21 protein-coding genes are annotated in these 24,127 nt (G+C 74.6%); 10 read left to right on the forward strand and 11 right to left on the reverse strand.

Annotation, left to right across the window (positions count from 1 at the left end; translation table 11 throughout):
* The 4 genes from ACWENR_RS04475 to ACWENR_RS04490 form a co-directional block, all read right to left on the reverse strand.
* On the reverse strand, window positions 1-1,062 hold a 1,062-nt coding region (locus tag ACWENR_RS04475; protein ID WP_452275657.1), incomplete at its 3' end, for a beta family protein.
* Window positions 1,063-1,129: 67 nt separating this feature from the next.
* Complete coding sequence (locus ACWENR_RS04480; protein WP_452275658.1) at window positions 1,130-1,672, reverse strand: PepSY domain-containing protein; 543 nt, start codon at window positions 1,670-1,672, stop codon at window positions 1,130-1,132.
* Window positions 1,673-1,824: 152 nt separating this feature from the next.
* Window positions 1,825-3,099, reverse strand: coding sequence for an ATP-binding protein (locus ACWENR_RS04485; protein ID WP_452275659.1), 1,275 nt, complete (start codon window positions 3,097-3,099; stop codon window positions 1,825-1,827).
* Complete coding sequence (locus tag ACWENR_RS04490) at window positions 3,096-3,788, reverse strand: response regulator transcription factor (RefSeq protein WP_452275660.1); 693 nt, start codon at window positions 3,786-3,788, stop codon at window positions 3,096-3,098. Before ACWENR_RS04490 ends, ACWENR_RS04485 begins: the two co-directional genes overlap by 4 nt.
* 102 nt (window positions 3,789-3,890) lie before the next feature.
* Between ACWENR_RS04490 and ACWENR_RS04495 the strand changes: the two genes are divergently transcribed.
* The 4 genes from ACWENR_RS04495 (at window position 3,891) to ACWENR_RS04510 (ending at window position 7,762) form a co-directional block, all read left to right on the forward strand.
* On the forward strand, window positions 3,891-4,337 hold the full coding sequence (locus ACWENR_RS04495) for a septum formation initiator (RefSeq protein WP_452275661.1): 447 nt from the start codon (window positions 3,891-3,893) through the stop codon (window positions 4,335-4,337).
* 256 nt (window positions 4,338-4,593) lie between these two features.
* Window positions 4,594-5,001, forward strand: a complete 408-nt coding sequence (locus ACWENR_RS04500) for a hypothetical protein (protein WP_452275662.1) — start codon at window positions 4,594-4,596, stop codon at window positions 4,999-5,001.
* 516 nt (window positions 5,002-5,517) lie between these two features.
* The gene (locus ACWENR_RS04505) at window positions 5,518-5,910 is read left to right on the forward strand and encodes a cupin domain-containing protein (RefSeq protein ID WP_452275663.1); all 393 of its coding nucleotides are present in this window, start codon (window positions 5,518-5,520) and stop codon (window positions 5,908-5,910) included.
* Window positions 5,911-5,965: 55 nt separating this feature from the next.
* A complete protein-coding gene (locus ACWENR_RS04510) occupies window positions 5,966-7,762 on the forward strand; it encodes a glycoside hydrolase family 15 protein (protein WP_452275664.1) in 1,797 nt (598 codons plus the stop codon).
* Between the two features lie 63 nt (window positions 7,763-7,825).
* Here the strand turns inward: ACWENR_RS04510 and ACWENR_RS04515 are convergent, their stop codons facing one another.
* Window positions 7,826-9,019, reverse strand: coding sequence for a threonine synthase (locus tag ACWENR_RS04515; RefSeq protein ID WP_452275665.1), 1,194 nt, complete (start codon window positions 9,017-9,019; stop codon window positions 7,826-7,828).
* Window positions 9,020-9,035: 16 nt separating this feature from the next.
* Complete coding sequence (locus tag ACWENR_RS04520; protein WP_452275666.1) at window positions 9,036-10,097, reverse strand: DNA polymerase ligase N-terminal domain-containing protein; 1,062 nt, start codon at window positions 10,095-10,097, stop codon at window positions 9,036-9,038.
* A 164-nt stretch (window positions 10,098-10,261) separates the two neighbouring features.
* Between ACWENR_RS04520 and ACWENR_RS04525 the strand changes: the two genes are divergently transcribed.
* The 4 genes from ACWENR_RS04525 to ACWENR_RS04540 all read left to right on the forward strand — a co-directional run bounded on the left by ACWENR_RS04525 (window position 10,262) and on the right by ACWENR_RS04540 (window position 13,116).
* Window positions 10,262-11,050: an aldo/keto reductase gene (locus tag ACWENR_RS04525; protein ID WP_452275667.1), complete on the forward strand. Its 789-nt coding sequence runs from the start codon at window positions 10,262-10,264 to the stop codon at window positions 11,048-11,050.
* Between the two features lie 288 nt (window positions 11,051-11,338).
* Window positions 11,339-11,506: a hypothetical protein gene (locus ACWENR_RS04530; RefSeq protein WP_452275668.1), complete on the forward strand. Its 168-nt coding sequence runs from the start codon at window positions 11,339-11,341 to the stop codon at window positions 11,504-11,506.
* Window positions 11,506-12,471: a golvesin C-terminal-like domain-containing protein gene (locus ACWENR_RS04535; protein WP_452275669.1), complete on the forward strand. Its 966-nt coding sequence runs from the start codon at window positions 11,506-11,508 to the stop codon at window positions 12,469-12,471. The genes ACWENR_RS04530 and ACWENR_RS04535 overlap by 1 nt, the downstream gene beginning before the upstream one ends.
* Window positions 12,472-12,516: 45 nt before the next feature.
* Entirely contained in the window at window positions 12,517-13,116 is a 600-nt protein-coding gene (locus tag ACWENR_RS04540; RefSeq protein WP_452275722.1) for an aldo/keto reductase, read from the forward strand.
* A 157-nt stretch (window positions 13,117-13,273) separates the two neighbouring features.
* On the opposite strand, the gene ACWENR_RS04545 is transcribed toward ACWENR_RS04540, so the two are convergent.
* Window positions 13,274-14,410, reverse strand: coding sequence for a GH12 family glycosyl hydrolase domain-containing protein (locus tag ACWENR_RS04545; protein WP_452275670.1), 1,137 nt, complete (start codon window positions 14,408-14,410; stop codon window positions 13,274-13,276).
* A gap of 301 nt (window positions 14,411-14,711) precedes the next feature.
* On the opposite strand from ACWENR_RS04545, the gene ACWENR_RS04550 reads away from it, so the two are divergent.
* Window positions 14,712-15,818 carry an FAD-dependent monooxygenase gene (locus ACWENR_RS04550; protein ID WP_452275671.1) on the forward strand — a complete coding sequence of 369 codons (1,107 nt, stop codon included), beginning with the start codon at window positions 14,712-14,714 and terminating at the stop codon, window positions 15,816-15,818.
* 156 nt (window positions 15,819-15,974) lie between these two features.
* On the forward strand, window positions 15,975-17,732 hold the full coding sequence (gene ctaD / locus ACWENR_RS04555; protein WP_452275672.1) for an aa3-type cytochrome oxidase subunit I: 1,758 nt from the start codon (window positions 15,975-15,977) through the stop codon (window positions 17,730-17,732).
* A gap of 527 nt (window positions 17,733-18,259) precedes the next feature.
* On the opposite strand, the gene ACWENR_RS04560 is transcribed toward ctaD, so the two are convergent.
* From ACWENR_RS04560 to ACWENR_RS04575, 4 genes are all read right to left on the reverse strand, one after another.
* A complete protein-coding gene (locus ACWENR_RS04560; RefSeq protein WP_452275673.1) occupies window positions 18,260-19,474 on the reverse strand; it encodes an MFS transporter in 1,215 nt (404 codons plus the stop codon).
* Between the two features lie 65 nt (window positions 19,475-19,539).
* Window positions 19,540-20,121: an isochorismatase family protein gene (locus tag ACWENR_RS04565; RefSeq protein ID WP_452275674.1), complete on the reverse strand. Its 582-nt coding sequence runs from the start codon at window positions 20,119-20,121 to the stop codon at window positions 19,540-19,542.
* Window positions 20,122-20,134: 13 nt separating this feature from the next.
* Window positions 20,135-21,421, reverse strand: coding sequence for a nicotinate phosphoribosyltransferase (locus tag ACWENR_RS04570; RefSeq protein ID WP_452275675.1), 1,287 nt, complete (start codon window positions 21,419-21,421; stop codon window positions 20,135-20,137).
* 16 nt (window positions 21,422-21,437) lie between these two features.
* Window positions 21,438-24,113, reverse strand: a complete 2,676-nt coding sequence (locus ACWENR_RS04575; RefSeq protein WP_452275676.1) for a LuxR C-terminal-related transcriptional regulator — start codon at window positions 24,111-24,113, stop codon at window positions 21,438-21,440.
* Between the last annotated feature and the right edge of the window lie 14 nt (window positions 24,114-24,127).

Below are 24,127 nucleotides of genomic sequence, written 5' to 3' on the forward strand. Positions count from 1 at the left end.
GCGCCATGGCCCCGGCGGGGTCTCCCGGCCGGGGTGCGGCAGCGCCGCCAGCACGTGAGCCAGGTGGTGCGAGGTGCTCCACGCCGCCCAGTTGCTGGCCGACCCGGCTCCCGCGCCGCGCCGGGCACGCCGGACGAGTTCGTGGTCGCCCCACGAGAAGTCGGCCCCGGCGGCGGGCCAGTGCGGCGCCGACACCAGCGCCCGGCACAGGTCCGCGAACCGGTCGTCGCCCCGCCCGCCCCGCCGGGACCAGCGGTACACCCACCAGGCGTCGTCTGTCGTGTAGCGCACCGTCGGCAGCCGGTCGCCCGGCTGGTCGGCGCCCGGCACCGCCGAGCCGACCCCGTAGTCGCCGTACCCGACGTCGAGGTCGGCCAGCCGGAGCCAGAGCCGCCAGTCCCAGCGGTCGAGGCGTACCGGCTCGTCGGTGGGGAGGCGGGCCAGCGACGGCGGCATCCCGCCGGCCGCCACGCTGACCGAGCGCCAGGCGTGCCGGCACGCCCAATCCCGCAGCCGGCGCAGCCGCGGCTCGGCCACCCGCACGTCCGCGGCGCAGCACACGTCCCCGGCGTCGAGGAGCAGGTCGCACTGCTCGGGGTCCAGGCGGGTGAACCGCCAGATCCGCTCCACCGCCGCCGTGGCCGCGTCCGGCCCGGCCCGGTCCCGGCCGACGCGCAGCCGGACCAGCGCCCGGTGGGCGTGGGCCCGGGCCGCCGCACCGTGCGCCACCAGCCGCCGGTCGCTGTCGCCGAGCCCGACCACCGGCACCAGCGGTACGCCCCAGCGAACCAGCTCGGTCTGCGGGGCGTCGGGCAGGTCGGTGACGTCGACGCCCGGGAGCAGCCCGGCGGGCAGCCGACCGAGGACGTCCAGTGTGTACGGATCGAGGACGGAGACCTGGAGGACCGGGGCGAGCAGTGGGGCGACCACGTCGTCGAGATGACCGAGCGCCTCCAGCTCGCCCCGCCGGTTGGCGAGGATGGGGCGGTAGACCGGTTCCGCCGCCCGGCCCTCGTGGGCGGGCACCATACCCCAATGTAGCCAGACATCGGTGTTCGTCACAGGGCCGATCGGACGCGACGCGTCGGGCCGACGCCGCCGCCCCGCGACCGGGGGCGGCGGCACCGGTTCAGTCGTCGTCGCCGGAGTCGTCCTCGTCGTCGTCCTTGTCGTCGTCCTCGTCCTTGTCGTCATCGTCGTCGACGGGCTCCTGCTCGGCCTTGACCACCGTGCCGTTGTCCCGGTCGACGTCGATCTCGTGCTCGGTCTGCCCGACGACGATCTCGACGCTCCACACCGGGCGGTCGTTCTCCCGCTCGGCCTCGATCTCGACGACCTCGCCACCGCCCGCCCGGGCCAGTGCGATCTCCCGGGCCCGCTGCTCGGACACGGCGTCCCCGCCGGACGCCGGGGCGCCGCTGCCCGACGGCGTGGCGCTGCCCGACGGCGTGCCGGGGGCCGCCGACGTGCCGCCGGTCGCCGGCGCGGTGCCGGGGGCGCCGGTCGGGGCGCCGCCCGGGGTCGCGGGGGTGCTCGGGGCGGTCGTCGCGGCGGCCAGCGTGGTCGCCCGGGCCGGGCCGCCGTCGGCAGCCGCGAGGCCGAGGGTCGCACCGGCCACGGCGAGCGCGGCAACGCCGCCGACCGACGCCAGGATCAGGGGATTGCGCTTCATCTCGGTTCGCCTTTCCTCGGTTTCGTTTACGAGGATCGCGTCCGGCCGGATAGCGCCACGCTGCCCGAACGCTAAGCCCGGGTTAAGCCTCGCCCGGAGCAGGGCCTGGGCGGGGGTCAGGGCCTGGGCGGGGGTCAGGGCCTCGGCGGGGGTCAGGGCTTCGGCGGGCCGAGTTCCAGCCGCACCTCGGCGCCGCCGGAGGGCGATTCGTGAAGGGTGAGGCGACCGCCGGTGGCCTGGGCGGCGCGACGGGCGATGTCCAGGCCGAGCCCCGTGGAGCCGGCGGTGCTCGCGCCCCGGCCGACGGTGTCGGGCGGGATGCCCGGCCCCTCGTCCGCCACGGTCAGCGTGACCCGGCCCGCCTCGGCCACGAGCCGGACGGCGAACGCGGTGCCGTCGGGGGTGTGCGCGAAGACGTTGCCGAGCAGGGCGTCCACCGCCGCCGCCAACTCGTCGGCGGGTACGCCCACCGGCAGCGGCCCCGGCGCCAGGTCGAGGGTGACGGCGCGTCCGGTGTCCTCGGCCAGCACCGACCAGAACGCCACCCGCTCGGCCACCACGGCGGCCGCGTCGGCGGCGGCCGCCCCGGCTGTCGGCGCCCGCCACCGGGCCTGCCGGATCAGGCCGGTGACCGCGCGTTCCAGCCCGTCCACCGCCGCCGTCACCCGGGCCGCGTCCTGCGGGTCCCGCAGCGACTCGGCCTCCAGCCGCAGCGCGGTCAGCGGGGTGCGCAGGCGGTGCGACAGGTCCGCGACCTCCTCGCGTTCCTGCACCAGCAGCACCTGGATCCGATTGGCGAGGTGGTTGAGGGCGCCGGCCACCTCACGCAGCTCGGGCGGCCCGGCGGGCGTGACGCGTGCGTCCAGTTCGGCGTTCGCGAGGCGGTGCGACACGGCGGAGAGTTCGCCGATCGGCCGGACCAGGGTACGGGCCAGCCGGTCGGCGACGGCCAGCCCGATCAGCACCAGGAGCACGCCCAGCAGGGCCAGGACCAGCCAGGACCGGGTCACCCCGGCGGTCAGCTCCGCCGGCGGGACGATCGTCCGGATCACGCCGGTGCCGTCCGGGCGGCCCTGCACGGCGATGACCACCTCGCGTCCGCGCTCCGACTCGGCGGTGAGGCTCTGCCCCCGGGCCGCCAGCGCCACGGCGGGCGTCCGGAGGGCGGGGGCGCCGAGCACGGTGCCGTCGGGCAGGAACACGCTGACCGGCCGGTCGGACTCCGCGGCCAGTTGCTCGACGGTCAGCCGGATCGTGGCGGTGTCGGCGGTGCCGACGACGGTCACGAGGCTCTGCGCGTCGGCCGTGGCCCGCACGGTCGCCCGGTCCTCGGCGACGGTACGCACCAGCAACGCCAGCGGCACCAGGAAGGCGACCAGGGTGAGGACGCTGACCGCGGCCACCAGCAGCGCCAGCCGGGCCCTCACCCGGCGCTCCCGGGCACGTCCAGCCGGACCCCGACGCCCCGAACGGTGTGCAGGTAGCGGGGTGCCTGCGCGCTCTCCCCGAGCTTGCGGCGCAGCCAGGACAGGTGCACGTCCACGGTCTTGTCGGCGCCGCCGTACGGGATCTGCCACACCTCGGCGAGCAGTTCCCGCTTGGTCACCACCCGGCCCGGCCGGCCCGCCAGGTGGTGCAGCAGGTCGAACTCGCGCGGCGTCAGCTCGACGGGCTCGCCGTCCAGGGTGACCTGCCGGGACCGGGGATCGACCCGCAGCCCGCCGACCACGAGCGCCGGGTCCTCGGGCGCCGGGCCCGCCCCGCGGCGCAGCACCGCCCGGATCCGCGCGTCGAGCTGCGCCGCCGTGAACGGCTTGACCACGTAGTCGTCGGCCCCGGCGTCGAGCACCCGGACGATCTCGGTCTCATCGTCGCGCGCGGTGGCCACGATCACCGGTACGACGCTGACCGCGCGCAGCATGCGCAGCAGCTCCCGGCCGTCCAGGTCGGGCAGTCCCAGATCCAGCACGACGAGGTCGGGCCGGTCGTCGAGCGCGTCGCGCAAACCGGCCATCGCCGTCGAGGCGGCCGCCACCGCGTGTCCCCGTTCGCGCAGGGCCCGCAACAGCGGCGTACGGATCGTCAGGTCGTCCTCGATGAGCAGCAGGCGGGCCACAGGTGGCAGGCTATCCGCCGCGCGACGTCCCGGCCCGGGTCTTAACCGTCCCTTAGCCTCGTCCGGGGCTCGGCCCAGCCGGGGATCGGGGACACTCGGTGGATGCGCCGCCGTTCGCTTCTCGCCGTCGCCGGCTGGCTGGTCACCGCCGTCGTCGCCACCCTGATCGGGGTGGCCGCGATCAGGTGGGTGGGGGAGAGCATCGCCGGCACCCCGGGCGGGGTGCTCAGCCAGGAGGAGGTCGAGCGCGCCCTGGCCGCGCCCGCGCCGACCACTCCGGGTGCGGGGCCGACGTCGACGGCGTCGGCGGGCTCCGCGCCGCAGGGGGAGCGCAGGGCGTTCGCCACGCGGGGCGGCACCGCGGTCGCCGAGTGCGGGCCGGACGGGGTACGGCTGGTCTCCTGGGCGCCGGCGCAGGGCTACCGCGTCTCCGACTTCGACCGGGGGCCGGACGACGACGTGGAGGTCGCGTTCACCGGGCCGGCCGGCGAGTTCGAGCTGAAGGTCCGCTGCGTCGGTCGGGAGCCCGTGGCGGCCGACGACGACTGAGCCGGCGTCGACCGGAGGCCGTGGCGACCGGCTCGGCGCCGGCCCGGCCGGGCACCGCCGCGTGGCGAGAGTTTCCGCAGGTCAGCGTGGGTGGTGCGGCGCGGCGACTGTCCATGATCGGACATGCGCGCGAGTGGCCGCCGGCGCTCGGCGCGACATACGTTCGACCACAAAGGGTGCCGATCGGCGCTGATCCCCCTCAGTCAGCCAACTACCTCGTCGCGACCCTGCCAGGGGCCGGAGAGGAAGGACCGCGATGCCCAGCCCCAGATCCCGGCACCCCACCGCGGCGCAGCCCGAACCGGGGGACGGCGACGCCGCCCTCGCCGACGCGGAGGCGACCACCTGCGCCACCGTCGGCCTGCCCGCCACCGCCCGGGTGCTCTTCGCCGTGGTCAACGCCAAGGGCGGCCTGGTCCGGGGGCTCGGCGTGGCCGCGGCCGGCCGGTTGGGCACCGGGATGTACCAGGTCGTGTTCGACCAGGACGTGACGGCCGCCGGCTACGTCGCCACGCTGGGCCTGCCCGGCAGTTCGGGCGTCGCGCCCCCGGGAGAGATCGCGGTCGCCGGGCGCACCGGCATCCCCAACGCGGTCTTCGTCTCCACCTTCGCCAGCGACGGCCGGCCCGCCGACCGCCCATTCCACCTGGCCGTACTGGCCTGACCCCCACCCCGCCCCTCGCCCCGCCCTCGCCCCCGCTCGATTCCGCGATCTTGCACTTATGGCCCCCGTTATGCGCGATTTACCCACTTTGTCGGGGCGGTAAGTGCAAGATCGCCGGCGCGAGGGCGCGAGGGCGCGAGGGCGCGAGGGCGCGAGGGCGCGAGGGCGTGAGGGCGTGAGGGCGTGAGGGCGCGAGGGCGTGAGGGCGTGAGGGCGTGAGGGCGTGAGGGCGTGAGGGCGTGAGGGCGCGTGCCTGGTGGGCGGTGTTGGCGGCGGACATGAGCGCGCGGCGCCGCTGGAGATCCGGTGGGATCCGCAACGTCGCCGCGCTCTGGCCGTCTCCCACCGCCGCAGCCGTACGGCGGTACGTCGGCGGGGACCTGGCTCGACCGGCGCCCTGCGCCCGTCCCCCTGTCGATCCCCGCTCACCGGGACGGCAAACCTCGGATCAGTGGGGAATTCCACCATCTGCGTGTCCCGGCGTGGCGTGCCGCCGAAGCGGGTATGTGCGTCGGCATGGAGCATTTCACGATCGCGACCGTCGCCGAGAAGAGCCCGGATTTCCGGCGGGTGCTGTGGACCGGTGAGCACACCCAGCTGGTGATCATGACGATCCCGCCGGGCGGCGAGATCGGCGAGGAGGTCCACGAGGGCATCGACCAGATCCTCACCTTCGTCAGCGGCAGCGGCGAGGCCAGGGTGGCCGGGGAGAAGCGCGAGGTCGTCCAGGGCGACCTGGTGGTGGTGCCGGCCGGCACGAAGCACAACTTCGTCAACACCGGCCCGAACCCCCTGGTGCTCTACACCGTCTACGGCCCGCCGGAGCACGCCGACCAGGCGGTGCACCGCACCAAGGAGGAGGCCGACGCGGCGGAGGAGGCGGGCGAGGACGAGCCGCCGACCTCCTGACCGGTCGGCGCGGCCCGTCCGTACTGAGGCAGGCGGAACCGGGTACCCGCAGCGGGTGGACCAGCCGGCGATCTCCGACTACGGATTCCTCTCCGACTGCCGCTCGGGTGCCCTGGTCGGCCGGGACGGCTCGATCGACTGGTGGTGCCCGGACCGGTTCGACGCTCCGTCCGTCTTCGGTCGGCTGCTGGACCCGATGGCCGGGCACTGGCGGCTGGCGCCCGTCGCCGCCGGGCTGCCGGGGCACCGGGCGGAGCGGGCGTACGTCGCCGACACGCTGGTGTTGCGCACCGTGCACCACACCCCGGAGGGCAGCGTCGCGGTCACCGACGCGCTCGCCGCCGAGCTCGGCGCCCGGGGCCACGAGCTGGGGATGAACTCGCCGGCGGTGCTGCTGCGGGTCGTGGAGGGGCTTACCGGGCGGGTGCGGATGTCCCTGGACTTCTGCCCCCGCCCGGAGTACGGCCTGCTCACGCCCTACCTGCACGCGCAGCTCGACGGCGGGGTCCTCGCGGCGGCCGGGCCGGTGGTGCTGACCCTGCGCGGCGACGGGATCCCGCTGCCCGTCGACCGGGACCGGGCCCGGCAGGACTTCGAGGTCGAGGCCGGGCAGGTGGTCGGCTTCGACGCGGCGTACGGGCGGGCGTACGGGGCGGCGCCGGTCCGGCTCGACCCGGTGGCCGCGCTCGCCGAGACCGTGCGGGCGTGGCAGGCGTACCGGGAGTCGCACCGCTACGACGGCCGCTACCGCGATCAGGTCCGGCACAGCGCGACGGTGCTCACCGGCCTCACGTACGCCCGCAGCGGTGCGGTCGTCGCGGCCCCGACCACGTCGCTGCCGGAGCGCATCGGCGGCGACCGCAACTACGACTACCGCTACTCGTGGCTGCGCGACTTCGCGATGACCCTGCGGGCGTTCTGGGTGGCGGCCTGCCCGGCCGAGGCGTCGCGCCTGTTCGCCTGGGCGGCCCGCTCGATCGGCCGGGTCGGCCCCGACACCGTGCCGGTGCTCTTCGGTCTGGAGGGCGAGCGCGACGTCTCCGAGTACGCGTGCGCGCACCTGCGCGGCCACGCCGACAGCCGCCCGGTGCGGATCGGCAACGACGCCTGGCAGCAGCGTCAGCTCGACGTGCCCGGCGAGGTGCTCGCGGCGGTCTCGCTGCTGCGCGACCACCTCGGCGAGACGCTCGACGGGGAGCTGCGCGAGATGGTGCTCGGGCTGGCCGAGCAGGTGGCCGCCACCTGGCACCTTCCCGACCGGGGCATCTGGGAGACGCGGGACGCCGACCGGCACTACCTGACGTCGAAGGTGCTCTGCTGGGTGGCGATGGACCGCGCGGTGACGCTCGCGCCCCGGCTCGGCGACCGGGCCGACCCGCGGCGCTGGGCGGCGATCCGCGACGAGATCCGGGCCGCGGTGCTGCGGGAGGGCTGGAACGAGCGGGTCGGCGCGTACACGGGGGCGTTCGGCTCGCCCGAGCTGGACGCCTCGGCGCTGCTGCTGCCGCTGGTGCGTTTCCTGCCGGCGACCGACCCCCGGATGCGGGCCACCATCGAGGCGGTCGAGCGCGGGCTGGGCAGCGGCGACGGTCTCGTCCGGCGGTGGGACACGGATCCGGCCGGCTTCCTGCCCTGCTCGTTCTGGCTGGTGGAGTGCCTGGTCATGGCCGGCGAGCGGGGCCGCGCCGAGGCGCTCTTCGAGCGGGTGCTGGGGCACGCCAACGACGTCGGCCTGTTCAGCGAGCAGATCGACCCACGCACCGGCGCGCAGCTCGGCAACACCCCGCAGGCGCTGTCGCACATCGGCCTGATCAACGCCGCCTGGCGCCTGACCGACCCCGCCACCGCCTGACCGGGCGTGGGCGGCTCAGGCCGGCAGCACCGGCACACCACCGCCTGACCGGGCTTGGGCGGCTCAGGCCGGCAGCACCGGCACGTCGGCGACGTCGACGGTCTCCGGGTACTTCACCCCGGCCCCGGTGTTGAGCACCACCACCCGCTCGCCGGCGCGGATCCAGCCGCCGGCGCGCAGGTGCCTGGCGGCGGTCAGGCAGGCGGCCCCCTCCGGGCAGAGCAGCAGCCCCTCCCGGGCGGCGAAGTTCCGCAGGTCGGCCAGGATCTCGGCGTCGTCGACCGCGATCGCGGTGCCGGCGCTGGCCCGCAGCGCGTCGAGGATCAGCTCGTCGCCGAGCGGGGCCGGCACGGTGATGCCGTACGCCACCGTGCGCGCGTCGGCCCAGGGTCGCGCCCGCTCCTCCCCGGCGGCGAAGGCGCGGACGATCGGCGCGCAGCCGGTCGACTGCACCGCGACGAGGCGGGGCGGCCGGTCGGAGATCCAGCCCAGCTCGCGCAGCTCGTGCAGCGCCTTCTGGATGCCGATCAGGCCGACGCCGCCCCCGGTGGGATAGATGATGACGTCCGGCACCTGCCAGCCGAGCTGCTCGACGATCTCGTACCCCATGGTCTTCTTGCCCTCGAGCCGGTACGGCTCGCGCAGGGTGCCGGCGTCGAAGACCGCGCCGCCGGACTCGGCGACCAGCTCGGCGACGTGCCGCCCGGCGTCGCTGATCAGCCCGTCGACCAGGCGCAGGTCGGCCCCGGCGGCCACGCACTCGCGGCGGCAGATGGCGGGGGCGTCCAGCGGCATCACGATCGTCGCGCCCAGCCCGGCCCGCGCCGCGTAGGTGGCCCAGGCGGCGCCCGCGTTGCCGTTGGTGGGCATGGCGATGCGCTCCACGCCCAGCTCGCGGGCCCGGCTGACGCCGACGGCCGCGCCGCGCGCCTTGAACGAGCCGGTCGGGGTCAGCCCCTCGTCCTTGACCATCAGGTCCGCCACGCCGATCTCGGCGCCGTAGGCCGGGGCGCGCAGCAGCGGCGTCCAGCCCTCGCCGAGCGTGGTCTCGTGCCGCGGGTCGGCCACCGGCAGCAGTTCCCGGTAGCGCCACAGGTCGGCCGGGCGCAGCGGGAACCGTTCCGGGGTGAGCACCTTCGCCACCGCCGCCAGGTCGTAGCGCGCCAGCAGCGGCGAGCCGCAGTCGCAGAGGTTGGTCGGCGTGCCGGCGTCGTGCTCGCGCCCGCAGCGCGGGCACTCCAGGTGGGTCAGGTACACGCTGCTCCTCGTCGTCTCAGCTCGTGTCTCGGCCCGCGTCGATGCTCAGCCAGCGCCGGCTGCGGCGGCCGGGCTCGTAGGCCGAGTCCAGCCGCTTCGCCACGACGCCGTGCAACCCCTGCTCCCGCCCGGCCCGCAGGGCCTCCGGGCCCGCGCCGGGAAACCAGGGCGGAGTCTGCCAGTGCGGGCCGGCGAGCGCCAGGGAGTCGAGCAGCTCCCGGCGCTGCGCGTAGGGCAGGTCCGTGCTGGTCACGCCCTCCAGCCAGAGCAGGTCGAAGATCAGGAACTGCGCGTCCGGGGTACGGCGGCCGCCGCGGGCCGGGCGCACCCGGCCGGCGGTGTCGATGCGGACCAGCACGCCGTCCAGCACGGCCTCCGTCGGGGCCAACTCCTCGGCCATCTCGCGCAGCCAGGGGTACGTCCCGGAGATGTCCTCGTCGTCCTCCGAGAGCAGCCGCAGCCGGCCCCCGGAGACGTACGCGACCGCGCGCAGCCCGTCCCAGCGCAGCTCGTAGCCCCACTCGGCCCGGTCCCTCGGGAGCTTCGCCGCGCGGGTGGGACGCATCGGGCGGACCAGCTCGGGCATGCTCGTCCAGCCCTCCGGCGGCGGGTCGGTGCGCCGGACCATCCAGTCCCGGCCGCCCTTCCCGCCGGCGGCGAAGAGGACGTACCGCCCGGCGGTGCGCTCCCCGTCGAGCACGACGATCACCTCGTCGTCGCGCCACTTCTCCAGGCGGTAGGTGCCCCGGTCGTGGATGGTCATCCGGCCGCCGCCGTACTCGCCGGCCGGGATCTCGCCGTGGAAGTCCAGGTATTCCATCGGGTGGTCCTCGGTGTGCACGGCGAGGTGGTTGCGCCCGGTGTCGCGGGGCAGCCCGCGCGGCACCGCCCAGGAGGCGAGCACGCCCTCGTGCTCCAGCCGCAGGTCCCAGTGCAGGCTGCGGGCGTGGTGCTGCTGGATGACGAACCGGGCCGTGCCGTCGGCGGGTCTCTTCCGCCGCGGGGGGCGCTTCGGCACGGGCTCCGGGGTGCGTGCCGCGTCCCGTTTGCGCCGGTACTCCTCCAGCCGGTCAGCCACCCCCGTATTCTCCGGCACACCGCGCCCGTCCGCCGCCCGCCGGCGCTCCCGGCTTGTCGGCCGCCGCTCCGACCGGCTCGTCGGCCCGGCGGCCGGCGCGCGGGGTCCGGTGGCTGTGCCGGATCGGCGGAGCATGTCGGCGGCCAGCACGGGTAGACGGCGGCATGGACCACGAGGAGCAGCCCACGGTCACGCTCCCCGGCGAGGTGCGGATGCCCCTGCTCGGCTTCGGCACGTGGCAGGCCACCGGCCAGGCCGGGTACGACGCCGTGCTCGCCGCGCTGGACGCCGGCTACCGGCACGTCGACACCGCCACGATGTACGGCAACGAGGAGGAGGTCGGCCGGGCGGTCCGGGAGAGCGGGCTGCGCCGCGAGGACGTCTTCGTCACCACCAAACTTCCGCCGGACCGGGTCGGCCGGGAGCGGGAGACCATCGAGGCGAGCCTGACCGCGCTCGGCATCGACCACGTCGACCTGTGGCTGGTCCACTGGCCGCCGTCGAACCCCGCCGACGGGATCCCGGTGTGGCGGGAGATGCTCGCCGCCCGCGACGAGGGGCTCGCGCGGGCGGTGGGGGTGAGCAACTACAGCACCGCCCAGATCGACGAGCTGATCCAGGCGACGGAGGAGAACCCGGCCGTCAACCAGATCCGGTGGAGCCCGTCGCTGTACGACCGGCAGCGACACCGGGAACACCGGGACCGGGGCGTGGTGCTGGAGGGCTACAGCCCGTTCAAGACCAGCGACCTCGCCGACCCGGTGCTGACCCGCATCGCCGCCGCGCACGGCGTCTCCCCGGCGCAGGTGGTGCTCCGCTGGCACGTCGACCACGAGATCGTGGTCATCCCCAAGTCGGTGACACCGGAACGGATCCGCGTCAACGCCGACATCTTCCACTTCTCGCTGACGGCGGAGGAGATGCGCGACATCGACGCCCTCGGCAACCCCTGAGCCACCCCTGCCTGTCCCGGCGGCCACCACCGCGAGCCGGCCGGTGGCCGGACCCGGGCCCGCCACCGCGCGACCCGTGCCCGCCGCTCCGCCGCGCGCCGGGCCGCGCTCCGCCGCGCACCGTGCCCGCCGGTCCACCCCGCACCGGGCCGGACCGGCGTTGCCAAATTCCTTCAGTCTGAATAGGGACGATGAAGGGTATCGACATAGACGCCCGTAACGATATATCGTGCGCGTCACTGATCCACCGATCAGTCGGACCCCTCCGCCCCTCGCTGAAGGAGCCCCATGAACGCGTCACGACCCGCCCGCCTGCGCCGCCGCAGGCTGCTGGGCATGTCGGCCCTCATGGCCACCGCGGTGGCCGTCGCCGCCAAGCCCGCCGCGGCCAGCGCCGCGCCGCTCGCCGCGCCGAAGGCAGAGTGCCTCGCCGACCTGCTCGGAGAGGACGCCTGATGGCCACGATTCCCTGGCTGGTGGACGTCCTGCGGGGGGCCGGCGTCCAGGTCGTCGTCGAGGGCGACTGGCTCAACCGGATGCGCCCGGGTGACTTCAACCCGATCGGGGTGCTCTGGCACCACACCGCCGCCACCTCCAGCGCCACCAACCCGCACCCGGCGCTGAACATCTGCATCAACGGCCGTTCCGACCTGCCCGGCCCGCTCTGCCAGGCCCTGGTCGACTACCACGGCGTCTTCCACGTCATCTCCGCCGGCCGCTGCAACCACGCCGGCACCGCCCGCGCCAGCGGGCCGATCCCGGCCGGCGACGGCAACACCATGCTGATCGGCTGGGAGATCGACTACAACGGTGTCAACCAGGAGATGACGGCGGCGCAGTACAACGCGTCGATCGCCGCCACCGCCGCCGTTCTCAAGCGCCTCGGCAAGGACTCCAGCTATGCCCGGGGGCACCGCGAGACCAGCACCAGCGGCAAGATCGACCCGTCCTTCATCGACCTGAACACGATGCGCGCCGACGTCGCCGCGAAGATGGGCAGCGGCACCCCCACGTGGAGCTCCATCGTGGACAACTCCACCGCGGGCCGGTTCACCGCCAGCGCCAACTGGGGCACCTCGACGTATTCGGCCCAGCGCTACGGGGCCGACTACCGCTTCGCGGACCCGGTCGCCGCGAGCGACGCCGCCTGGTACAAGTTCAACGTCCCGGCGACAGCCAACTACCGGGTCGACGCCTGGTGGCCGGCCGTCAGCGGCTACAACTCCGCCACGCCCTACATCGTCTCCACCACGACCGGCAACCGGACGATCACCGTCGACCAGCGGGCGACCGGTGGGCAGTGGCGCACGCTCGGCACCTTCACGCTGCCGGCGGGCGACGCCAACCGGGTCGCCGTCAGCCGGTGGAGCTCCGCCGCCGGCCTGATCATCGCCGACGCCGTCCGCCTCACCCGGGTCTGACCGCCGGTCCGACCCGCACGACGCCCGCCAGGCTCCGGGGGTGGCCTGGCGGGCGTCGCGCGGACGGGTCCCGCCGGGGAGTGGAAGCTCGACGGGCGGCCGGCCGTCCTGCGCGACCAGGTCGAGCAGGCGCTGCGCCGGCTGCGCGTCGAGCGGATCGAGCTGCTCCAGCTGCACCGCGTCGATCCGGATACGCCGCTCGCCGACCAGCTCGGCACGCTGCGGGACCTGCGGGACGAAGGCAAGATCGGCCGGATCGGGCTGTCCGAGGCCACCGTCGACGAACTCGGCCAGGCACGGGAGATCGTCGACATCGCGAGCGTGCAGAACCACTACAACGTGCTCGACCGCGAGCACGAGCCCGTCCTCGCGTCCTGCGCGGCGGCCGGGATCGCGTTCCTGCCGTGGCGGCCCGTCGCCTGGGGGAAGGCGGGGGCGACGGCCGAGGTCGCCGCCGTGGCGGGGGAACTCGACGCGACCCCCACGCAGGTCGCGCTCGCCTGGCTCCTCGGCCACTCTCCGGTCGTTCTCCCGATCCCGGGGACCGCGCGGATGGATCACCTGGAGGAGAACCTCGCCGCGGAACGTCTCCACCTGCCGGCCGCCCACCGCGACCGCCTCGACCGGCTCTCCGCGCCGGCGTAGCGACGCGCCGGCACGGGCCGGTGCGAAGGACGGGCGCCTGGCTGGCGTCCGGATCGCCGGACGCCAGCCAGGCCCGCCCGCGGCCGTCGCACGTGCCGCGGACCCCCGACGCGCCGCACCGCCGCCGCCGGCGGGCGGCCCGCCGCGTCCGCGTGGGTCAGGAGCGCGAGCAGGCGACCCCGTTGAGGGTGAAGCTGCTCGGGGACGAGTACGCCCCGCTCAGCGTGCCCTGGTAGCCGAAGCTGGCCGTGCCGCCCGGGGCGAGCGTGCCGTTCCAGCTGATGTTGCGGGCGGTGACCGCCGACCCGCTCTGGCTCACCGTGGCGTTCCACGAGCTGGTGATCTGCTGCCCGGCGGGCAGGTTGTAGTTCAGGGTCCAGCCGGTGATCGTGCTCGACCCGGTGTTGGTGACCTGCACGTCGGCGGTGAAGCCGTTGTTCCACGAGTTCGGCGTGTACTTCACGGCGCACCCGCTGCCGCCCGGCGGCGGCGTGCTGGGCGGGGGAGTGGTCGGCGGCGGGGTGGTCGGGTTGCCGCCGCCGTTGACCGCCGCGCTGAACGAGGTCACGGCGAGGCCGGCGCCGCCCTGCCACGGCTCGAAGCCGGCCTGGATGCTGGTCAGGTACCAGGAGCTGGTGATCGCGCCCCGGTTGCGGGTGTCGGCGATGAACGCCAGCAGGTTGAGGTTGGCGCTGCTGATCGCCGACGGGGCCAGGTACGAGATGACGTTGTTGGAGCCGTTGCTGCCCCGCCACACCTCCCAGCTCCGCCCGTCGATGGTGGCGGTGCCGACCGGGGAGCCGATGGGCTGGATCGGGCCCTGCCGGTTGAGCCAGATCATGATCTCCATCTGGTTCACCCCGTCGCGCTTCGGGGAGGGGTCCAGCCAGATGTCGTACGAGGCGTTGTAGACGGCGTTGCTGACGTACCGGTAGGAGATGCTGCTGGTGGCGCTGCTGATCTGGCTGACCTGGATCGGCAGGTTGGTGCCGGGGGAGCAGTTGGTGTAGTGGCAGCCCAGGAAGATCGACGGGTACGCCGTCGGCGCGCCGTTGGTGGGGTTGCTGCCGTTCTGGGTGGTGATCTCGAAGCCGCTGTCGGTGACGTTGATGCACTGCTGGGCGGTGGTGCCCCAGCGGTTGTTCTGCACCACGTAGCGGCCCTGGACGGTGGTGGAGCCGTACTGCTCGCAGATCAGGGTGTCGGCGCTGGCGGTGCCGCCGAGGGCCACGGCGACGATCGTGCCGGCGGCCACCACGGCGGCCGCCGCGAGGGCCCGGAGTGGACGTTTCATGACGCTCCTTGCTTCGGCGTGGAGACGCCGGACGGGTCGGACGGATCGGTTCGGGAGCGCTCCCACGTTCGCCGACACATTTACATCTCTGAAACCCTCGCGCAACGGGGCCGGGGTAATAGGGTGGAAAGTGAGGTTTGTCACGCACGAGCCCGACGGTGGGCAGTCGGTGGCCGAGCGCCGCATCCGCCGCCCCCGAGGAATGTTTCAGATGGGACGATTGACTCTGGTGTGCGCTGATTGCGCCGAGTAGTGTCTTGCCTCCAACGCGTGCCGAATCCCTCCGGAGGCGTACACCACCATGGGTGGCTCCCCCCTGCGCATCCTCGTCGTCGGCGCGGGCATCGCCGGTCTGGCCGTGGCCCGGGCGCTGCGGATGGTGGGCTTCCGGCCCGACGTCACCGAGAAGCTCCCCCCGGGCGAGAACGCCGATACGGGGCTCTACCTCCCCGGCAACGCCGCCCGGGCGCTGCGCCGGCTCGACCTCGACGGGCCGGTCCGGCCGCTCGGGCAGGTCATCCACCGACAGCGGTTCCTCGACGCCGCCGGCGCGCCGCTGTGCGACGTCGACCTGGACGCGCTCTGGGCCGGCGTCGGCGAGTGCCGGGCCCTGCCCCGGGCGGAACTGCACCGGGTGCTGCTCACCGGCGCCGGCGGGGCCGTCCGGCACGGCGCGGAGGTGCGCACCATCGACCTGCTGCCGCAGACCGTCGGCGTCACCTTCGTCGACGGCACCGCCACCGAGTACGACCTGGTGGTCGGCGCCGACGGGCCGCGCTCCTCCATCCGGGCCCTCGCCGCGCTCGGCGGCCCGCCCAGCCCCGCCGGCCAGGTCGTCTACCGCGCCGTCGTGCGCGGCGGCCCCCGGCTCGCGGAGTGGACCGCCCTGCTCGGCCAGCGCGCCGGCTTCCTCGTCGTGCCGCTGGGCGCCGGCCGCCTGCACTGCTACGCCGACGAGGCCGGCACCACCCCGCCGGCCGACCCCGTGGCCCGGCTGCGCGAGCTCTTCGGCGACTACGGCGGGCCGGTGCCCGAGGTGCTGGAGGCGCTGGAGCGGGTGCACGTCGGGGTCACCGAGGAGGTGGAACTGGGACGCTGGTTCCGGGGACGGGTGCTCCTCGTCGGCGACGCCGCGCACGCCACCGCCCCGACCCTGTCCCAGGGCGCGGCGATGGCGCTGGAGGACGCCGTCGTGCTCGCCGAGTCGCTGCGGGCGGCCGGCAGCGTCGAGGCCGCGCTGACGGCGTACGAGAGTCGTCGTCGCCCGCGTACGCGATGGGTGCGGGACCGGACCCGGGACCGCAACCGGACCCGGGACGTGCCGCCGGCGCTGCGCGACCCCCTGCTGCGCGGGCGCGGCGACCGCATCTTCGGCGAGCACTACCGGCTGCTGCTCGGCCCGCTGTGACGCCCGCGCCCGGAAGCGCTCCGGCACGGGGTGCGGCAGGCTACCCGACCACCCCACGCGGCGTGGTCACCTGCAGGGGACTATCCTCCTTGCGGATGACGGCCCGCAGATAACCAGCGCGTGCCGAGCGGGACAACCCAGAACCGGAGGCCACTCGTGACCACCGTCGCACCCAAGCCGGTCGTGACCCGGCCCTGGCCGGTCCGAGCGCCGGTCAAGGGGTCGGCCATCGCGCGGCTGCTGCGGACCACGGACGCGAAGCAGATCGGGATCATGTACATGGTCACCGCGTTCGTGTTCTTCATGATCGGCGGCCTGATGGCCCTGATCATGCGGGCCGAGCTGGCCCGACCCGGGCTGCAGTTCCTGTCGCCCGAGCAGTACAACCAGCTCTTCACCATGCACGGCACCGTCATGCTGCTGTTCTTCGCGACGCCGATCGTGTTCGCCTTCGCGAACTACGTGGTGCCGCTGCAGATCGGCGCGCCCGACGTGTCGTTCCCCCGGCTGAACAGCTTCGCCTACTGGCTGTTCCTCTTCGGCGGCTCGATGACGATGGTCGGGTTCCTCACCCCCGGTGGCGCCGCCGACTTCGGCTGGACCGCCTACGCGCCGCTGAGCGGCGTCGAGCACTCCCCGGGCGTCGGCGCCAACCTGTGGGTGATCGGTCTGGTCATCTCCGGTCTGGGTTCGATCCTCGGCGCGGTCAACCTGATCACCACGATCCTGACCCTGCGCGCGCCGGGCATGACCATGTTCCGGATGCCGATCTTCACCTGGAACATGCTGGTCACCAGCCTCCTGGTGATCCTGGTCTTCCCGCTGCTGGCCGCCGCGCTCCTGGCGCTGGCCGCGGACCGCATCCTCGGCGCCCACGTCTACGACCCGGCGACCGGCGGGCCGATGCTCTACCAGCACCTCTTCTGGTTCTTCGGCCACCCCGAGGTGTACATCATCGCGCTGCCGTTCTTCGGCATCGTCAGCGAGATCATCCCGGTCTTCTCCCGCAAGCCGATCTTCGGCTACAAGGGCCTGGTCGCCGCCACCATCGCCATCGCGGGCCTGTCGATGAGCGTCTGGGCGCACCACATGTTCGCCACCGGCCAGGTGCTGCTGCCCTTCTTCAGCTTCCTGAGCTACCTGATCGCCGTGCCGACCGGTATGAAGTTCTTCAACTGGATCGGCACCATGTGGCGGGGCCAGGTCAGCTTCGAGACGCCGATGCTCTTCTCGCTCGGCTTCCTGGTGACCTTCCTCTTCGGTGGTCTCACCGGCGTGCTGCTCGCCAGCCCGCCGCTCGACTTCCACCTGCACGACTCGTACTTCGTGGTGGCGCACTTCCACTACGTGCTCTTCGGCACGATTGTGTTCGCCGTCTTCGCCGGCATCTACTTCTGGTTCCCGAAGATGTTCGGCCGGATGCTCGACGAGCGGCTGGGCAAGGTGCACTTCTGGCTGACCATGATCGGCTTCCACACCACGTTCCTGGTGCAGCACTGGCTGGGCAACGAGGGCATGCCGCGCCGGTACGCCGACTACCTGCCCTCCGACGGCTTCACCACGCTGAACATGATCTCCACGATCGGCGCGTTCATCACCGGTATCTCGACGCTGCCGTTCATCTGGAACTGCTGGAAGTCGTACAAGGCCGGGCCGGTCGTCGAGGTCGACGACCCGTGGGGCCACGGCAACTCGCTGGAGTGGGCGACCAGCTCCCCGCCCCCGCTGCGGAACTTCGACCGGATGCCGCGGATCCGCTCCGAGCGGCCGGCCTTCGACCTCAAGTTCCCGGAGCTGGCCGCCGGGCAGTCCCTGGCCGGCCCGCCGGAGGGCGGTGCCAAGCCGCTGACCAGCGAGTCCGACGGCGGCGCGAGCTACCGGGAGGACACCGCCTCCGACATCGACCGGCACTGACGCTCCGCATCACGTACGACGGGCGCCACCCCCACCGGGGGTCGGCGCCCGTCGCCGTCCCCGCCTCCTGCGCGCACTCCTACCCCCTCTCCGCGCTCTCCGCGCTCCGCGCTCTCGCCGGTCCGCCAGCAATTTCGGGGAAACTGCCGCTTCGATGCCTGCTGAGGCAGCAGCTTCCCTGATGTTGTGACATTGCTTGGGGCGGACGCGGGGGCGTCGGACGGGCCCGGGTCGAGGTGGGCTGTCGGGGTGGGACCGGGGTGGAACCCTCCGAGGGTGGCGGCTCGGATGGGAGCCGGGCGGCAGGGGCGAGCTGATGGCCTTGCGAAGGCCCGAGGGCGGCGGATCGCGTGGCGCCCGGCGCGTGGCGTGGGCAGGCCGCCGGCGCGCACGGCCGGGGGTGAGCGGCTGCGGACTCCTCGGGTGGCCAGAGCGCCTGGCACGGCCCGTCCGGCCCGGCCCGTAGGGGCGCTGCGTCGAGTGGGTCGGGCGGGAGTCCGGCCGGTGCGGTGCGGGTCGGGGTGGCGTCAGCCGACGGCGGGGGCCAGGTCCGGCTCGGCCGGAACCGGCGCGGCGGCGCGGCGGCGGCGCAGCTCGATCGGGAGCACGGCCAGCGCCACCAGCGCGCCGATCGCGCCGGTGACCGCGAAGCCCCAGGCCGGCGCGGAGGCGTCGATCACGGCGCCGGCGAGCGGGGCGCCCACCGCGATCCCGACGGTCACCGCCGAGCCGTGCAGGCCCATCGCCTCGCCGCGTACGGAGGCGGGGGCGAGCCGGCTCACCTCGTCGGCGGTGGCCGCGAGGGTCGGCGCGCAGAGCGCCCCGGCGGGGATCAGCGCGAGGCAGAGCAGCCACCAGTGTGCCCCGCCCAGCCCGACCGGGATGGTGCAGAGGCTGAGCGCGGCCATCAGGACCAGCGGCGAGAACGAGCGGCGGACGGCCCCGTACGCGAAGCCGCCGACCAGCGAGGCGACCGCCCAGACGGCGAGGACGGCGCCCGTCCACCCGACGTCGCCGCTCTCCCGGAGCACGGCGACCACGGCGACGTCGGTGCCGCCCAGCACCAGCGTGCCGGCGGTGCTGATCGCCAGCACGGCGAGCAGCCGCGGGGTGAGCCACGCCCGGCGCGGCACCTTCGGCTGGGGCCCCGCCGGCTCGCCGCCGCCCCGGGTGGGCGGATTGAGCACCCAGAACGCGATGCCGGCGGCGACGATTCCCGCGCCGACCAGGTAGAGGGTGGTGCGGGCGGAGATGGCGGTGACCGCCGCCACGGCGAGCGCGGGGCCGACCATGAACGACAGCTCCACCGACATCGAGTCCAGGGCGTACGCGGGGCGGCGCCGCTCCGGCGGCACCAGCGCGGCGACGGACTGCCGCACCACCGAGAAGATCGGCAGGGCCAGCGAGCCGGCGAGGAACGCGGCCGGCAGCAGCAGCGGGTAGGGCAGCATCGGCGCGGTGGACCAGAAGAGCGCCTCGACGATCCCGGTGAGCACGAGCACCGGTCGCAGCCCGTGCCGGTCGATCAGGCGGCCGAGCAGCGGACCGCCGATCGCGGCGCCCACGGTGATGGCCGCGCCGACGAGCCCGGCCGCCCCGTAGCCGCGCCCGAGGTCGAGCACGACGTAGAACGTCAGGGTCACCCCGGTCGCGGTGAGCGGGATGCGGGCGAGCACCGACACCAGCAGCAGCGAACGGAGACCGGGCAGGGCGAGCGCCTCCCGGTAAGGCTTCAGGTTCATGTCGGTGCGTACCTCCGCCGGACATCCTCGACCCGGGGTACGACACCCGCCAACGAATTACCGCCTCATGCGGCCCTGATCACAGGCTCCCCGCGCAGCGTGACGCCGGCGCCCTCCATCGCCCGCAACGCCACGTCGGTGGTCTCCGGCGCGACGCCGGCGGTCAGGTCCAGCAGCACGGTGGTGGCGAAGCCCTCCCGGGCGGCGTCGAGGGCGGTGGCCCGCACGCAGTGGTCGGTGGCGATGCCGACCAGTTCGACCGTGTCCACCCCGTGCCGGCGCAGCCAGTCGGCCAGGCACTCGCCGTCGTCGGCGTGCCCCTCGAAGCCCGAGTACGCCGCCGCGTGCTCGCCCTTGTGGAAGATCGCCTCGATCCGGTCGGTCGCCAGCTCCGGGTGGAACTCGGAGCCCGGGGTGCCCACCACGCAGTGCCGCGGCCAGGAGTCCACGAAGTCCGGCGGGTCGCCGAAGTGCGCCCCCGGGTCCACGTGGTAGTCCTTCGTCGCCACCACGTGGTCCCAGCGGCCCGGTTCGGCCGCGAGCAGCCGGGTGACGCCGGCCGCCACGCCGGCCCCACCGCCGACGGCCAGCGAGCCGCCCTCGCAGAAGTCGTTCTGCACGTCCACGATGATCAGCGCGTTACCCACCGGAGTGTTCCTTTCAGTCGGCCGGTACGACCGTGACCGGGATGGCCGGGTCGCCGGCGGAAAGCTTCAGCCCCTCCCAGGGGATGGAGATCAGACACTGTCGCAGGTGCTCCCGCGACTCGTCGAGGGTCGGGCCGTCGACCGGCTCGCCGCCGACCAGGAAGGGGCGCTGCAACAGGCGGTCGTTGGGCCGCCGGTCCGGCACGCCCTGCGGCACGATGACCTCCTCGGTGGCGGTGCCGGTCGGCTTGTGCCGGCGGACGGCCACCTTCCGGCCGCCGATGGTGGACTTGTGCTCGGAGCGCTTGACCACCGCGCGCCCGTCGACCTCGACCAGCTTGTAGACCAGCCCGGCGGTGGGCGCGCCGGAGCCGGTGACCACGGCGGTGCCGGCGCCGTACATGTCGACGGGCTCGGCGGCGAGGGCGGCGATGGCGTACTCGTCGAGGTCGCCGGAGACGATGATCTTCGTCTCGGTGGCGCCGAGCGAGTCGAGCAGCTCGCGGGACTGCTGGGCGATCACGGCGAGGTCGCCGGAGTCGATCCGTACCGCCCGCAGGTCGGGCCCGGCCACGGCGATGGCGTTGCGGATGCCCTGGCTGATGTCGTACGTGTCGACGAGCAGCGTCGTCTCCTTGCCCAGCGTGGCGACCTGGGAGGCGAACGCGGCCCGCTCGTCGTCGTGCAGCAGGGTGAACGCGTGCGCGGCGGTGCCGGCGGTCGGGATGCCGTACCGCTGCCCGGCGGCGAGGTTGGAGGTGAACCGGAACCCGGCCAGGTACGCGGCCCGCGCCGCGGCCACCGCCGCCTCCTCGTGCGCCCGCCGGGAGCCCATCTCGATGAGGGTCCGGCCGCGGGCCGCGGTGACCATCCGCGCGGCGGCGGCGGCCACGGCGCTGTCGTAGTTGAGCACCGAGAGCACCAGTGTCTCCAGCACCACGCACTCGGCGAAGCCGCCGGAGACGGTGAGGATCGGCGAGCCGGGGAAGAACAGCTCGCCCTCGGCGTAGCCGTCGACGTCGCCGGTGAAGCGGTAGTCACGCAGCCAGGCGGCGGCCTGCTCGTCGACGACCCCGGTGCGGAGCAGGAAGTCGATCTCGTCGGCGTCGAAGCGGAAGTCGCGGATCATCTCGATCAGCCGGCCGGTGCCGGCGACCACCCCGTAGCGCCGGCCGGCGGGCAGCCGCCGGTTGAACACCTCGAAGACGCAGCGGCGGTCGGCGGTGCCGTCCCGCAGGGCGGCGCTGACCATGGTCAGCTCGTAGTGGTCGGTCAGCAGCGCGGGGCGAAGGGTGCTCACCGCCCCAGCCTAGAGTTCAGCCCGACTCGTCGCCCTCGTGGCCCGGGATCGCCCGCAGGGCGGACCGCAACTCGGCCCGGCCGGCCACGCCGAGCTTGCTGTAGATCCGCTGGAGGTGGTTCTCCACGGTGCGGGCGGAGAGGTAGAGCCGCTCGGCGATGACCCGGCTGGTCACGCCGTCCGCCGCCAGCCGGGCCACCTGCCACTCGCGCTCGGTCAGCGCGGGCGCCCCGGCCTGCAACGCCGGCGTACGGAGCAGGTCGCAGCGGCCGAGCAGGGCGGCGAGGCGTTCCCGGGCCGCGGCCGCCGACGGCGACCGCTGCCGGCGCAGCCGGTCCAGGGCGGCGGCGGTCGCCTCCGCCGCGTACACCCTCAGGTCCAGCGCCTCGAAGCCATCGGCCACCGCCAGCAACTCCTCGGCGGAGTCGCCCGCGGCGGCCCGGGCGTGCCGGGCCAGCAGCGGCGGCAGGTCGCCGTCGACCCGCTCGGAGAGCTCGGCCAGCCGCTGCGCGACGGTGCGCCGGCTGCCGTCGGAGCAGGTCGGACCGACCGGGGCGGACGCCCGGCCCAGCCGGACCAGGTCGTGCAGCACGTGCACCTCGTGACCGGCGAAGCCGTCCGCCCGGAGCCGGTCGGCCAGCGCGCCGAGGTGCTTGGCGGCGCCGGGCACGTCGCCGCCGACGGCGAGCACCGCCCCCCGGGCCTGCTCCAGCCACGGGTAGAGCACGGCCATGCCGGGGGCGTGGGTGCGGTCGGCCTCCGCCATCGCGTCGGCCGCCTGCGCGGCGTCGCCGCGCAGCGCCGCCGCCTGGGCCCGCTCGGCCTGGGCCAGCCCCGCGTAGACCCGGCTGGTGGCGAGGACCGCGCACGCCTCGAGGCTGGTCCGCAGCGCCGCGTCGCTCTGGCCGCGCAGCCGGGCCGCGTACGCCTGGAGGATGGCCAGGTAGCCGGTGCCGAGCCGGAAGTCGCCGGCGCCGGCCAGGTCGGCGAACTCGTCGGCCACGATCGCGTCGATGCCGGCGAGGTCGCCGGCGAGCGCCAGCCTCGTGCCCCGGGCGAGCTCCAGGGCCAGTTGCAGGTACGGCATGTCGGCCCGCCAGCGGCCCGCCTCGGCCTGCACCTGGTTGACGGCGGTGGCGCTGCGGTGCAGCTGCCCCTGCGCCGCCTGGAGGTAGGCGATGGTGCTGCGCGCGAGCTCCCGGGCCGAGACGCTGGCCGCCGGCCGGTCCAGCACCGTCTGCCCGAGCCGCAGGGCGAGCGCGGTGTCCAGCCGGTGCAGCCGCATGATGCCCTCGAAGGCCAGCACCCGCGCCTGGTCGGCGGAGTCCTCCAGGGCCGCCCTGCGGGCCGCGATCTCCTCCACGGTGGACTCTCGGCTGAGGCCCCAGTAGCTGACCATGCCCCGTACCGTCAGCCAGCGGCTCAGCCGCCGGTCGCACCGGATGTCGGTGGCGACGGCGTCGAGGACCTCGATCGCCTCGTCCGGGCGGTCGGCGAACATCAGGATGGTGGCCAGCAGCTCCGCGGCGTCGAAGCCGCCGCCGGCGTCCAGCGCCGCGCGGGCCAGCCGGGTCGCCAGCGGCACGTCGTAGCGGGCGAACGCCTGCCCGGCCGCGTCGAGCAGCAGGGCCGGGTTCTGCGCGGTGCCGGAGTCGAGCCGCCACACGGCCACCCGGAGCAGGTCGTCGCGGCGCCGCTTGCCGACCTGCTCCAGCAGCTCGGCGAGGCGCGCCTGCAGCCGCCGGGTCCGGCTGACCGGGCAGCGGCGGCGCATCACCTCGCCGTAGAGCGGGTGCGCCAGCCGCACGTTCGCCCGCCGGTCGTCGTGGACCACGACGATCAGCCCCCGCTCCTCGGCGTGTTCCACGTCCGTCGGGTCGACGGCCTGGTTGAGCAGGTGCAGGCCGAGCGGCTCGCCGAAGGCGACAAGCTCGACCACCGCCCGGACGCCCGGGGTGAGCTGCCCGACCCGCGTGTCGATCAGGTCGGTCAGGTTGGGCGCCAGCTCCAGCCGGCCCGTCCACTTCCAGATCCCGTACGTGCGGGTCAGCTCGCCGCGGTCGGCGGCGAAGACCAGCTCCCGCAGCAGCAGCGGGTTGCCCGCGGAGAGGCGGCCCAGCCGGTCGGCGGAGGTGGCGTCGACCGGGCCGTCGAGGATCTCGGAGAGCAGCCGGGTGGTCTCGGCGGGCGGCAGCGGGTTCAGCTCGACGTGGTCGACGAGGTCGTCGGTCCACAGGGCCCGGATCGGCAGCGGGATCTGCTCGCCGTCGCGCAGCGTGCCGATCACCGTGGCGTTCTCGGCGCGGGCGACCAGGTGCACCAGCGCGGCCGACGGCGGGTCGAGCAGGTGCGCGTCGTCGATCGCCAGGACGATCCGGCGGCCGGCGGCCTGTTGTTGCAGCACGTCGACCGCCCAGCGCAGGATGCCGGCGGGGGACAGGCCCTGCGGCTGCTCGGCCGGGAGCACCTGGACCAGCCCGCCGAACGGCAGCGCGGCCGTGGTGGCGCTCGCCGCGATCCACCAGACCGCGTGGCTGTCGCGGGACAGCGCCGCCACCCCCTCGCGCAGCAGGCGGCTCTTGCCGATGCCCGCGCTCCCGCTGAAGAAGAGGCCCCGTCCCTCCGCGCCGGTCACCGCCGACAACAGACGGTTGAGCTCATCCGCCCGGCCGACGAAACTCCACCGACTCATCGAGGCAGCATATC

The organism is Micromonospora sp. NPDC004336, from assembly GCF_053602615.1.

Excerpts from the sequence above, each read along its gene's own strand:
- ACWENR_RS04550 (WP_452275671.1), top strand. The coding sequence starts at position 14,712 with ATGGGTGGCTCCCCCCTGCGCATCCTCGTCGTCGGCGCGGGCATCGCC.
- ACWENR_RS04480 (WP_452275658.1), bottom strand. The coding sequence starts at position 1,672 with ATGAAGCGCAATCCCCTGATCCTGGCGTCGGTCGGCGGCGTTGCCGCG.
- ACWENR_RS04545 (WP_452275670.1), bottom strand. The coding sequence starts at position 14,410 with ATGAAACGTCCACTCCGGGCCCTCGCGGCGGCCGCCGTGGTGGCCGCC.
- ACWENR_RS04495 (WP_452275661.1), top strand. The coding sequence starts at position 3,891 with ATGCGCCGCCGTTCGCTTCTCGCCGTCGCCGGCTGGCTGGTCACCGCC.
- ACWENR_RS04500 (WP_452275662.1), top strand. The coding sequence starts at position 4,594 with ATGCCCAGCCCCAGATCCCGGCACCCCACCGCGGCGCAGCCCGAACCG.
- ACWENR_RS04525 (WP_452275667.1), top strand. The coding sequence starts at position 10,262 with ATGGACCACGAGGAGCAGCCCACGGTCACGCTCCCCGGCGAGGTGCGG.
- ACWENR_RS04575 (WP_452275676.1), bottom strand. The coding sequence starts at position 24,113 with ATGAGTCGGTGGAGTTTCGTCGGCCGGGCGGATGAGCTCAACCGTCTG.
- ACWENR_RS04530 (WP_452275668.1), top strand. The coding sequence starts at position 11,339 with ATGAACGCGTCACGACCCGCCCGCCTGCGCCGCCGCAGGCTGCTGGGC.
- ACWENR_RS04535 (WP_452275669.1), top strand. The coding sequence starts at position 11,506 with ATGGCCACGATTCCCTGGCTGGTGGACGTCCTGCGGGGGGCCGGCGTC.
- ACWENR_RS04560 (WP_452275673.1), bottom strand. The coding sequence starts at position 19,474 with ATGAACCTGAAGCCTTACCGGGAGGCGCTCGCCCTGCCCGGTCTCCGT.
- ACWENR_RS04505 (WP_452275663.1), top strand. The coding sequence starts at position 5,518 with ATGGAGCATTTCACGATCGCGACCGTCGCCGAGAAGAGCCCGGATTTC.